Origin of the sequence: Gemella haemolysans (assembly GCF_028308085.1) — a bacterium.
GTDB classification, from domain to species: Bacteria; Bacillota; Bacilli; order Staphylococcales; family Gemellaceae; genus Gemella; species Gemella haemolysans_D.
On sequence record NZ_JAQMFS010000026.1, the window covers coordinates 1 to 12,518 of the forward strand.

A 12,518-nucleotide genomic window follows, 5' to 3' on the forward strand; every position below is an offset into this window, starting at 1 on the left:
CGTCTTTCAACTCAAAACTATATTTTCCTTCTTCTAGTGTTTTCCCTTCAAGTACTTTTTTAGCACCTAATGTTACACTTGTTTTTTCTGCAGGAATGTATTCATTTATAAATCTTTTTTCGTTATTAGGATAACTTACCTCAGATGTAAGATTACCTTTCCCATCATCTGTTACTTTTACAGTGACATTAATTTCTTTATTGTCATATCTTACCCCGTTAATAGTTTTTCCACCATTAACTTCCACTATAACAAAATTATATGTACCTTTTTCTGTAAAATTAACATTTCTAAATACAATTTCTCCACTTTCAGAATTTCTAACTTTTTGAATTTCTCTACCATCTTCACTTTTTAGAATAAATTCAAATTCATCTTGTTTAAGTTTCTCTAGACGATTACCTGATAATTCTTTTGAAACAGCTATATCTATATTTAACGGATTAACACTATACTTATTTTTAATAGTTAAATTATCTGTTTTTTCTACACTATATCCCGCTGTTTTTTCAGTTAAGATATTTCCTTTATCATCTACTTCTTTTACGCTATAAGTATATTCGCTTCCTGCCTCGGTTGTTTTTGGTAAATCGGTCCATTCTACACTACCATTTATTTTAGGTACTTCTTTGTTGTCTACTTTAACCTCTTCTTCAACTCCATTAATTGAACGATACAATTTGAAAAATAATGTTGGACGTACCTCACTTTGACCACCTTCCCAAATTTTATTAGCGGTAATCTTTGTTTTTGGTACTTCATATGTATTTATAACTTCTGTTTTAGCATTATTATAAGATACTACATAATTTCTTTCTCCTACAGTTACTTTATCTCCTGTTTCTAATGGTAAATCAGTCTTTTCTTGAAGTTCGCGGACAGAGTAGACTAGTTTAGTTCCATCAAGATTTCTTTCTGGTAATTGGTCTATCCATCTATAAGTATAAACACCATTAGCACTTGTTACAGTTGGAGTATATGATCCAGTAACTGGTTTTGCATTACTAGCATCTTCACCTTCTTTATGTACATATAAACCTAATTTGACTTCTTTATAATCAGAAGAAACTCCATTTTTCCATACCTTCGTAGCTTCAAAATCAATAGTTTTTCGTTTATTAGGAATGTTTAAAGTCGACGTATTCTTTTTATTAGCTTTTTCCTTAGCAGAGTCAATTTCAAATGGATATTCTTTTTCATTAAGTTTATATCCATCTTTAGCAACTTTTTCTTTTGCAATATATTTTCCATCAGGTAATAATCCTGAAACTGCTATACCTTTTTCATTTGTAGTAATAGTTTCTACAAATTCACCATTTTCTTTCTTAATATCAAACTGAACACCAGAAAGAACAACTGAGGCATCACCCTCATCATATTTAAGTATCTTAACTTTACCTGCTAAATCAGCAGTTATCGTTGCCCCAATAGCTTTTGTACTTTTAAGATCTTTAACATGTGTTGTCTCAGTATTTTTTTTACCTGCCCACTCTGTCCAAGTAGGTTGAGCTTCGTTATCTATTTCCATACCAACACTATTGTATAATCTAGTTGTATCTTGAGGTGACGTTGAGCTATATTCTAATAGAAAACTCTTTGTTCCTGTATTAGTAGGTAATAATAAATCAAATCCTGTTTTACTATTTGTAAAAGTAAGTAAGGCTGTGTTGTCTGAATCAGCTTTATAAACAGCTGCATCTGTTGTAACCTTATATACTTTTCCTGTAGAAACAAGATCTTTCTCATATGTTGATTCTTCTGTATATACAGCTTCTTTTAGAGAGAATGATTTTTCAATATATGTTGCTAATGAACCTTTACTAGTATCAAAAAAGTCCTTGATTTTAACGACTTTCCCCGATAAATCTTTTTTAGAGCGGTTCACTCGAACCCAGTAATTCATATTACCACCATCATAACCCGCTTTATAAACAGTTTCCCCTTTTACGTTCTGATTAGCAGCTTTCAAAACTTTGTAAGTAATAGATTGTGTTTTTCCATTGGGCAGAGTATAAACAATAGTCTTATCCTCATTCGTTACTGTTTGTTTAGCCGAAACTTTAAATGTTCCATGTATATGATGTTTATCTTCTACTTTTTCGTTAAAAGTAAATGTAATTTTACCTGTGGCACTTGAAGCTACTACTTTACCTAAAGTTTCATTACTATTAGTATCAACTAATGGAAGTTCCGCATCTTCTAACTTTAACGGTGATGGTATATCTACAGAAAAACTATCACCATTTCTAATTACACCAGGAGCTTCATTAAATGAATATTCCCCAGCAAAATTTACATTAGCTTCCGTTTGATCCTTTCCGTGAAGTATATTTCCAGGTAATACATTGTCATCTAACGTTGACAATAAACGAAGGTTTGTAAGTTGTACCTTATTATTTAAATCAGCTGCCTTCACTTCCTTTAAAATACTATTATTAAGAATCATAGATATTAATAAAATCGGAATTGTAAGTAGGCTAATTATCTTCTTGAACCTTCTTTTCATATTTTTTAAAAAACCTCCTATTTTTATATTTAATTGTCAATTTACAAAAAGCGATTATTTACGCTAAAAATCCTATCCTCCTTCCTAATATATAAATAAAGTCTAATTTTATATACAATAATAATTTCTGTATATTAAACTAGATTAGTATGTATTAATTTTATTCGTTTTAACAAATTGAAGTTTTAACACCTACTATGAATAATTATACTCTTATTTTTTTTTTTTCAATTATTCTGTTTTTTAAATTTTATCAATGTTTTAAAACCCTATAAACACCTAAATAAACTACAGATGTAAACCCTTTATTATTTCCAATTATTTTATTGTCTATGAAAATAATTATGTATAAATAAGTATTTTAAATTAATTATATGAAATAAGCAAGGTATATCTAAGATTTACATATTAGTATATAAGGTTTCCGAAACTAATATCTCTATTTTTAGAATTTTATAAATTACTGTGTAGCAAAATAAAAACTATATAATTAAAATAAAAAACTTCAAAAATTAATTTCTAGGAAAATCAAATTTTTCAAAGTTACTACTACTACCATTTTATTAAAATAAATACTTAATGAAGTATTATTTATCAGCTTATTTCTACTACTTTTATGAAGTAATTTTACGTTTTTTCATTAAACACCATAACTAAATACACGTAAGACATTTTATCTGTCTTACGTGTATTTTTTCTATATTAAATTATAGTTTTTCGTATTCGGCAGGTACATCAAACGGGAAAAAATCACAGAACAAACTACGAAGTATCTACAGTAGATAAAGTAATGGATGGCGAGATAATAGATTTTATCGATGCTTATCTACATTACAATATGAAAGAAAAAGAAGTACTATAAAAAAATGGGGCTGACCCAAAAGTCCTAAAATTTAAAAAAGTGTATATGATAACTCATAGACGCAGTGGTTTATTGATATCTAAATTCGCTTTATGAAAGCTTTTTAGATATCTAATAACCTGTGCGGGGGTGACTCGACAAAATCGATTTCTACGAAATCACGATTTTTGAGTCACTCCCTATTATTTTTTATTTTTTCTCATCAAATCTTTCTTCTATAAGTTTTTCTTCTGTTTTTTTCAAACTTACTTTTTTATCTCCAGAACTTGGCCATGGAAGACCTTTTAATTCATTAATATCAGCTACAGAATAATCAACCGTTACAGTTTCTATGGCAACATTATCTTGATAATCAACCTTGTCTTCTAAACCTTTTATACCTTTGAACTTTTGTCCTAATTTCTCCGCTTGCTTTTTAAAAGCTTCTTTAGTTAGTCCTAATTCAGAATAAGTAATAATATTTTTGGCTGTTTGTTTCGTTACAACATCACCTTTATAATAAAGTGTAATTTCCATCTGTACACCAGGTTGTTTTTTTACATAAACCTTACTTCCTTCTTTTTCAGCACATCCGACTAAAAATACTAATAAAAAAACTGATATAATTTGTAATATCTTTTTCATTTTATAAACTCTCCTATCCTTTAGATAACAATATTATACCATAGTTTGAAAACAATACAAACATTATTAGAAAAAGCGATACAAATTTGTATCGCTCTTTATTATTATAATTTTTCGTATTCGGCAGGTACATCAAATGGATTTTCTTTATTAATATGATCGTAAAACATAATTCCATTTAAGTGATCAATTTCGTGTTGGAAACAAATTGCTGGTAAATCTGTTAAAGTTAAAGTAACTTTTTCATCGTTTTCATTATAACCAACTACTTTAATTTTTGAATAACGAGGAACATATCCTTTAATTTCTTTATCTACTGATAAACATCCTTCTCCACCAGCTAAGTAACATTTTGCAACTGAGTTTGAGATGATTTTTGGATTATATAATGCATAAGAAACTGTATTTTCTGGGAACTCTTCGTCTGGAATGTGCACTGCAATCATTCTTTTTGAAACATTAATTTGCGGTGCCGCTAATCCTATCCCTGGTTTTAATCCTAATTTTTCTGCTTTCTCATCATCTTGAGATGCAATTACATATTCTAATAATCCACGTAAAATAGCTTTATCTTCGTCTGAAATCGGACTTTTTACTTCTTCAGCACGTGCTCTAAGTGTTGCGTGTGGATCAATAATTATATCTTTAGTTGTAATCAAATTTTTTTCTCCTTTATTTCTAATTATTTCTCTCGGTCTTTCATCCTTATTTTATTATTTCATAAATATCTCAGAATGTCAAAGTTTCCTACCCGACAGTTTTTTAGAATTCTATTTTACAAAACATATTAGTGTAATTTTCAATCTTTGTTTTAGAATTTTCTGAATTTTACTTTTGTGTTTTTCTATATTTCATGATATCATAGTAGTATTGATAATTTATAAATAAGATTTTTAGGAGGGTGTATTATGACTTTTGAAAATTACCAATATACTAGACCAGATACTGATCAAATAAAAAAACAATTAGAAACATTAATAGAAAAATTAAATTCGGCAAATAGCGTTGAAGAAACTTTAGAAATTTTTAACGAATACAACAAACTTCGTAACAGCGTTGAAACATTAGCTCAATTAGTAGAAATTCGTGCAACAATCGATACTACTGATAAGTTTTACGAAGCTGAAAGAGATTTTTGGGATGACTTCAATCCTGAATTAACTTCTCTTCTTAGCAAATTCGACAAAGCAATATTCGATTCTAAATTCAAAGAAGAACTTAAAAAAGAAATTGGGGAACACTACTTTAACCTAATTGAATCTTCTCTTAAAGTATTTAGCGATGAAATTATCGAAGACTTAAAAGAAGAAAATAAACTGACTTCTGAATATACTAAGCTTACTTCAAGTGCTAAAATTCCGTTCGATGGTGGAATTCACAACTTAAGTGGTATGGCTAAGTATACTCAAGATGCCAACCGTGAGACTCGTCTATTAGCAAGTCAGGCTGTCGCAAAATTCTTCAAAGAAAATTTAGAACAATACGATAGCATTTATGACCGTATGATCAAAGTTCGAACTCGTATCGCGAAAAAACTTGGTTTTGATAACTTCGTAGAAGTTGCTTACCTTCGTCTACGTAGAACTGACTACAATGCAAAAGATGTAGCAAACTACAGAAAACAAATTTTCGAAGAAATCGTTCCTGTAGTTGAAGAACTTAAAAAAGCACAAGCTAATCGTCTAGGACTTGAAAAACTTTCATTCCATGATGAAGGTGTAACATTCAAATCTGGTAACCCTACTCCAAAAGGTGACCGTCCTACACTTGTTGATTATGCTAAAACAATGTATAAAGAATTATCACCAGAAACTGATGAATTCTTTACATTTATGACTGAAAACAACTTATTAGACTTAGATACAAAACCAGGAAAAGCTGGTGGTGGTTACTGTACATTTATTCCAGATTACAAAGCACCATTTATCTTCGCTAACTTCAACCAAACTCCGCATGATGTTACAGTTTTAACTCATGAAGCTGGACATGCATTCCAAGTTTTCCAAAGTAGAAATCATATGCCAGATTACGTTTGGCCAACATTTGAAGCTTGTGAAATTCACTCAATGAGTATGGAATTTTTAACATGGCCATGGATGAACCTATTCTTCAAAGAAGATACTGATAAGTTCAAATACTACCACATGACTACAGCAATTAAATTCTTACCTTATGGTGTTACTGTCGATGAATTCCAACACGAAGTATACGAAAATCCAGAATTAACACCACAAGAGCGCCGTATGAAATGGTTAGAAGTAGAAAGAAAATACCTACCATCTCGTTACTACGAAGAAATTCCAGAACTTGATGAAGGATTATTCTTCTATAGACAAGGACACTTATTCAGCGTACCATTCTACTATATCGATTATACTTTAGCTCAAGTTTGTGCCTTCCAATTCTGGAAAAAAGCTAACGAAAATAGAGAAAAAGCATGGACTGAGTACCTACACCTATGTAAACAAGGTGGAACTAAACCATTCTTAGAATTAGTTAAAGAAGCAAATCTAGAAAATCCATTCAAAGATGGAACAATTTCTAATATTGTGCCAGAGCTTAAAAAATACCTTGACTCTGTAGATGCTTCAGAATTTTAAAACTTCTTTTAAAGGCGAGTGATTCAAAAGACCTAAATTTTAACAAAGTGTCTATGAAAACTCATAGACGCAGTGGTTTATTGACATCTAAATTCGCTTTATAAAAGCTTTTTAGATATCTAATAAACTGTGCGGGGGTGACTCGACAAAATCGATTTCTTAAGAAATCACGATTTTTGAGTCACTCCCTTTAAACATAAATAATAATTGATTTAGTAGGAGGAAAAATATGAAAGAAAAGAAAATAGCGGCATTTTTCGATATTGATGGAACTCTATATAGAGATTCTTTAATGACAGAACATTTTAAAAAATTAATTAAATACGAAGTTGTAGATGAAAGATATTGGATAAATGGCGTAAAAGATACATATATCAACTGGGATAAGCGTTTTGAAGACTATGATAACTATCTATTTGGTGTATCTGAAGCTTATGTTCAAGCAATAACAGGTCTTCATAAAAAATATATTGATTTTGCAACAGAGCAAGTAATGAAACTTAAAGCTGATCGTGTTTATAAATTTACTAGAAATATTATTGAAAAACATAAAAAAAATGGACACCTTATTATTTTTATCTCAGGTAGTCCTGACTATCTTGTTGAAGCTATGGGGAAAAAACATCATGCATTTCTTGCGATTGGTAGTAAATATATTATAGAAAATGATAAATTTACAGGTGAAGTAATTCCAATGTGGGATGCTGATAGTAAAAATAAAACGATTGACAAGTTAGTTGAAGAATATAATATTGATCTTTCTGAATCATTCGCATATGGCGATACAAATGGTGATTACAACATGCTAAGACGTGTCGGCAATCCCGTTGCAATGAATCCAAGTCGTGAACTTCTTAGTAAAATCAAAGAAAATAAAGAGCTAGCTGAAAAAGCTACTATTTTAATCGAAAGAAAAGATGTTATTTATAAAACACGAGCAACTATTGACATTGTTGAAATATAAAAAATACAAGAGCCTGACCTAATTGTCAGACTCTTGTATTTTTTATTCTATATCTATTGGTTCTTTCAGACTATTCCTCAGAATCTTTCCATACGAATAGTGCTCCAACACTGTTGATAATGTAGAAGATGTATTTACCAACATTAGCGAAGTTCCCTTGAACTACTGCTTTTGTAAGTTGAACAAAATTGTATAATAACCAGAACGGCCATTGTGTCGTTAACTTAAATGTATTTAATCCATTCCCCATTAATGAAAATGCAAATGCGACTGTAGTGATGTATGCAAGAGTGTTCATCTTACCTTGATATCCAATGTAATTTGTTGCATAAGAAAATACAAATGAAAGAATCGCAATTGCTGTTAATACTGTATACAGTTTTGCTTTAGACATTGTATTTGGTTTGTCTGTAAACTTATTCCATACATAGATTGCACCTAAATAGATTAAAAATGTCACTGGATATGTAATGATTGCCGCCTTATTTCCTAAAATATAATCAATCACTCCCGATAACACTGCATTAATAATACCAAAATAGTTTCCAAGTTTACTTAATTTTCCTGTGAATCTTGTCGATAACATTGAAATACCAACATTAATAACAGAAATAAATCCAAATGGAACAAGTGCAGTCCACGGTCCCCAATCAACGAATTTATCCAATCTTGTTGCTAAATATCCAGATGCGATAGCTATACCAATTACTAAAGCAACTCCTAATAAATCAAACCATTTTGATGTTGCAAATATTTTTAACTTTTTTTTCATAAAGCATATTATTCCTTTTTTTAAAATTATTACATTTTATAATGTAATCTTAATTTTTTAGGTTCTTAGTATCTTTTTTATATCACTTACTAAAAATCTTATTTTCATTATACATCAAACATTTTCAACTTTCAATATTATTTTTTTTACGCTTTCATACAGTTATTATACAACAAAAATAATTTCTTAAAATATAATTACTACATTTACTTTATTAAAGTTTTTAATCTGATACATAAAAATCATTTAATTTTTTTACTTCATAAGAAATTTTTTTATTTTTACTATAAAACTTTTATTTTTTTAAAATTTTCTTTCTAATTACTTTACTTTCTAATTGATAATGATTATAATTTATAATAGGAAAAATATTAATCATGAAAGTGAGTTTAAATTAATGAAAAAAAATAAATTATTTTTAGCCCTAATGGCTGGAACTATCGTTATTAGCGGATGTTCTGCTAAATCAGATAAAAAGGAAGAAAATAAATCAGCTCAAGTTGATACATCAAAAGGAACAAAAGAACAACTTAAACAAGCTACTGAGCTTTACAAAAAATTCGTAGAAAATCAAGTAGATACTCTACTTAAAGATACTGAAAAATTTGCTGAAACTATTAAAGCAGGAAATCTAGAAGAAGCTAAAAAACAATACCCTCTTATTCGTATGGCATATGAACGTTCAGAACCAATTGCTGAAAGTTTTGGAGAATTAGATGTAAACATCGACTTCCGTCTTGCTGACTACTTAGAAGAAAAGAAAACTGAAGATGGATGGCGTGGATTCCACAAAATAGAAAAAATTATGTGGGAAAAAAATACTACTAAAGGTACTGAAGAATATGCAGACCAACTAGTAAAAGACATTAAAGAACTAAAAGCTAAAGTTGCTACTGTAGAAGTTACTCCTGACTTAATGGTAACTGGAGCTGTTGACCTACTTAACGAAGTTGCAACACAAAAAATTACAGGTGAAGAAGAAATCTTCTCTCACACTGACCTTTACGACTTCAAAGCTAATATCGAAGGTGCTGAAGAAATCTTCAAAATCTTTAAACCTTTAATCGAGAAAAAAGACAGCAAATTAGCAAAAGATTTAGTTGAAAAATTTGCTACAATCAACGGTTTATTAGATAAATATAAAACTGATGACAAACACTATAAACTATATACTGACTTAACAAAAGAAAATACAAGAGAACTTTCTGAAGCAGTAACTAAATTAGGTGAACCACTTTCACAAATGGGTGTAATTTTAGACGAAGAGGCTAAGTAATATGGAAGAATCTGGTAAAAAATGGATCGATAAAAAAATAACAAGACGTGATTTCCTGAAGAAAGCAGGAATGACTGGAGCTGGTGCCGTTGTCGGAGCCTCTGCTCTTGGAGGTTTTTTCGCTAACAAAGCTGAAAATAACAGAGCTATTGCTGATGGAGATGAAAAGATAACATTCTATGGAAAGCATCAGGCTGGTATTACTACTCTTATGCAAAAATGTGTTTATTTCGTCGTATTAGATTTACACTCAACTAAACGTGACGATGTTATTGATATGTTCAAAGAATGGACAAAATACAGTGAAAAATTAATGAACGGCGAACTAGTCGAACCTGAACTTAAAAACCATTATTTACCACCAAAAGATACTGGAGAAACGGTAGGATTAAACCCCTATCGTTTAACTCTTACATTTGGAATTAGTCCAAGTTTCCTGAAAAAAATGAACTTGGAAAATAAAAACCTTGAAGAGTTTAAAGACCTACCACCTTTTGCTAGGGAACAACTTAAAGAAAAATATACTGGTGGAGATATATGTATTCAAGCATGTGCAGATGATGAACAAGTAGCCTTTCACGCTATTCGTAACCTAGTTAGAAAAGCTCGTTCTACAGTAACTATGAAATGGAGTCAATCAGGTTTCGCGGCAATAGGAAATCGAGTCGAAACACCTCGTAATCTTTTTGGATTCAAAGACGGTACTGCCAACGCTACTAAAGAAGAGCAATTTGATAAAATCGTATGGTGTGATAAAGATAACTGGATGAAAAATGGAAGTTATATGGCTGTTAGACGTATTCAGATGCACCTTGAAACTTGGGATAGAACAAATTTAAACGAACAAGAAAATACCTTTGGAAGATATAAAGAAAGTGGTGCTCCTTTCGGAGAAACTGATGAATTTGCACCTATTGACCTTAACAAGAAAGGCCCAGATGGAAAACCTTTAATACCTGTAACTTCACATGTCCATTTAGCACATAAACCAGGTGTTGAATTACTTAGACGATCGTATTCTTATTCAGACGGCATAAATGAAACTACAGGTCAATTTGACTCAGGTCTCCTATTTATTTCTTTCCAAAAAGATCCAAAACAATTTATTACAATTCAAAATAGCTTAGGAACTGAAGATAAAATGAATGAATACATAACTCATATAGGTAGCGGCCTATTCGCTTGTTTTGGAGGAATTAAGGAGGGTGAATATATTGGCCAAAAACTTTTTGACTAAGATTATTTTAGCCTTTATCGTGATTCTTAGTTTTAGCTCACCATATTTAAAAACTATTGCAGCTAAAGAGTCATACAGTAATCTTTTTATTAAAATTACCGATGCAAATACAGCGATAAAAAATAACGAGCATGATAAAGCTAAAAAATTAATAGAAGAATTTAAAACAGAATTTGAATCTACAAAAAATTCAGATTCTGAAGCTGGAAAAAAAGTTAAACAAACTTTAAAATCAAATGATATCAATGAAGAGCAACTAAGGGAGCTATCAACTACCCTACTTGCTTTTGAAAATGAACAAAATCCTCTAGATGTAGAAGCAGAAAAGAGAGCCTTTAAAACTAAACTCTTTCCTGCTTTTGATAAACTAGAAAAAGCAATTGATACTAAAAATATAGAAACTATGAAAGCAGAGTATGTAAAATACAACGCTGCTTGGGTTAGAAATGAAGGCATTGTAAGAACACTTGAACCCGCCTACTACGGCAAAGTCGAGACAACAATGTCCTTCCTTCGTAGTTCAATGGAAATTGAACCTTACGACTATCAAACTACAAAAATGTATTTAACAGATTTAAAAAATTACCTTGATGATTTTCTAGCTGGTAAAAAACTAGAACAATCTACAGATGTAAAAACACTTGAACAAGGTATAAAACTACTAGAAGAAAGTTACTCAGCATTCAAAGATGGTAACAAAGCTCAAGGTTCTCAAAAAATGAAGAAATTCATTGAAGTTTGGCCTGTAATTGAAGGAGAAGTTCGTACACGTAACGCTTCGTTATATACTAAAGTAGAGAGTGAAACTCCTATTATTATGGTTAAAGGTAGCGAACAAAAATATCAAGATCAACTTAAAAATTTGATTTCAGAACTTTCTAAAATCGATACGAAGTCTAACTATACTGCAATAGATTCTATGTTAATATTACTTCGTGAAGGTGTAGAAGCACTTATTATAGTTCTTTCTTTAGCTAGTGCTTTAAAAGCAGCAAAACAAAGAAAAGGATTAATCTGGATATACACAGGTGCTATAGTAGGTATTCTTTCTAGTATACTTGCAGCTGTAGTCTTAAAATACTCTTTCCTTGCTCTATCATCTGGTACTAACAGAGAGATTATTGAAGGTGTTGTTGGTATCTTTGCAGTAGTAATGATGATAGGTATCGGAATTTGGCTACATAGTAAGAGTTCTGTTAAAGCATGGAAAAAATATATGGACTCTAAACTAAATCTAGTACTTTCAACTGGAAGTTTTATATCTATGTTCACACTTAGCTTCCTAGCTGTGTTTAGAGAAGGGGCCGAAACTATACTATTCTACGCTGGTATAATGCCATTAATTTCAACAGCTAACCTATTAATCGGAATAGCTCTTGCTGTTGTTGCATTGATTATTATCGGTATAATTATGGTAAAAGCATCAGGAAAACTTCCTATCAGTAAAGTATTCCTAGTACTATCTTGGTTAATCTATATTCTAGGATTCAAGATGCTTGGAGTAAGTATACACGCTCTACAAATTACCGATATTGTTTCAAATCATATTATAGACTACTTACCTACTATCGAAATCTTAGGAATTTATCCTAGTTACGAAGTAGTAATAGCTCAACTAATTTATATCGTTGTTGTAGCTATTAGTATATTTTATGAAAAATCTAAAAATAAATAGGT

The 12,518-nt window shown here is 30.5% G+C and carries 9 protein-coding genes and 1 pseudogene; 6 read left to right on the forward strand and 4 right to left on the reverse strand.

The features are described from left to right. A partial coding sequence (locus PNO30_RS01535) for a Spy0128 family protein (protein ID WP_271986899.1) occupies positions 1-2,506 on the reverse strand: 2,506 nt, incomplete at its 3' end. 745 nt (positions 2,507-3,251) lie between these two features. Here PNO30_RS01535 and prfB point away from each other — a divergent pair. Continuing rightward, a pseudogene (gene prfB / locus PNO30_RS01540) lies at positions 3,252-3,368 on the forward strand (peptide chain release factor 2); the annotation flags it as partial. A 189-nt stretch (positions 3,369-3,557) separates the two neighbouring features. Here the strand turns inward: prfB and PNO30_RS01545 are convergent. Together PNO30_RS01545 and def are read right to left on the reverse strand one after the other, a co-directional pair. Further along, complete coding sequence (locus PNO30_RS01545; protein ID WP_271986900.1) at positions 3,558-3,992, reverse strand: YehR family lipoprotein; 435 nt, start codon at positions 3,990-3,992, stop codon at positions 3,558-3,560. Positions 3,993-4,096: 104 nt separating this feature from the next. Continuing rightward, complete coding sequence (def, locus tag PNO30_RS01550) at positions 4,097-4,651, reverse strand: peptide deformylase (RefSeq protein ID WP_048802461.1); 555 nt, start codon at positions 4,649-4,651, stop codon at positions 4,097-4,099. A 249-nt stretch (positions 4,652-4,900) separates the two neighbouring features. Here def and PNO30_RS01555 point away from each other — a divergent pair, with 249 nt between their 5' ends. Next, positions 4,901-6,592, forward strand: a complete 1,692-nt coding sequence (locus PNO30_RS01555) for a M3 family oligoendopeptidase (protein WP_271986901.1) — start codon at positions 4,901-4,903, stop codon at positions 6,590-6,592. Between the two features lie 229 nt (positions 6,593-6,821). After that, positions 6,822-7,556 (forward strand): HAD family hydrolase, encoded by a 735-nt coding sequence (locus PNO30_RS01560; protein ID WP_271965147.1) that lies wholly within the window; start codon positions 6,822-6,824, stop codon positions 7,554-7,556. A gap of 70 nt (positions 7,557-7,626) precedes the next feature. Here PNO30_RS01560 and PNO30_RS01565 read toward each other — a convergent pair whose 3' ends face one another. Continuing rightward, complete coding sequence (locus tag PNO30_RS01565; protein WP_271986902.1) at positions 7,627-8,328, reverse strand: nicotinamide mononucleotide transporter family protein; 702 nt, start codon at positions 8,326-8,328, stop codon at positions 7,627-7,629. A gap of 397 nt (positions 8,329-8,725) precedes the next feature. Here PNO30_RS01565 and efeO point away from each other — a divergent pair, with 397 nt between their 5' ends. From efeO to PNO30_RS01580, 3 genes are read left to right on the forward strand one after another with little or no spacing between them, the layout of a single operon-like run. Beyond that, positions 8,726-9,604 carry an iron uptake system protein EfeO gene (gene efeO, locus PNO30_RS01570; protein ID WP_271965141.1) on the forward strand — a complete coding sequence of 293 codons (879 nt, stop codon included), beginning with the start codon at positions 8,726-8,728 and terminating at the stop codon, positions 9,602-9,604. A 1-nt stretch (position 9,605) separates the two neighbouring features. Beyond that, complete coding sequence (gene efeB / locus PNO30_RS01575) at positions 9,606-10,841, forward strand: iron uptake transporter deferrochelatase/peroxidase subunit (RefSeq protein ID WP_271986903.1); 1,236 nt, start codon at positions 9,606-9,608, stop codon at positions 10,839-10,841. Further along, positions 10,810-12,516, forward strand: coding sequence for an FTR1 family iron permease (locus tag PNO30_RS01580; RefSeq protein ID WP_271986904.1), 1,707 nt, complete (start codon positions 10,810-10,812; stop codon positions 12,514-12,516). The genes efeB and PNO30_RS01580 overlap by 32 nt, the downstream gene beginning before the upstream one ends. The last annotated feature ends 2 nt before the right edge of the window (positions 12,517-12,518 follow it).

Excerpts from the sequence above, each read along its gene's own strand:
- PNO30_RS01545 (WP_271986900.1), bottom strand. The coding sequence starts at position 3,992 with ATGAAAAAGATATTACAAATTATATCAGTTTTTTTATTAGTATTTTTA.
- PNO30_RS01555 (WP_271986901.1), top strand. The coding sequence starts at position 4,901 with ATGACTTTTGAAAATTACCAATATACTAGACCAGATACTGATCAAATA.
- PNO30_RS01560 (WP_271965147.1), top strand. The coding sequence starts at position 6,822 with ATGAAAGAAAAGAAAATAGCGGCATTTTTCGATATTGATGGAACTCTA.
- PNO30_RS01565 (WP_271986902.1), bottom strand. The coding sequence starts at position 8,328 with ATGAAAAAAAAGTTAAAAATATTTGCAACATCAAAATGGTTTGATTTA.
- efeO (WP_271965141.1), top strand. The coding sequence starts at position 8,726 with ATGAAAAAAAATAAATTATTTTTAGCCCTAATGGCTGGAACTATCGTT.
- efeB (WP_271986903.1), top strand. The coding sequence starts at position 9,606 with ATGGAAGAATCTGGTAAAAAATGGATCGATAAAAAAATAACAAGACGT.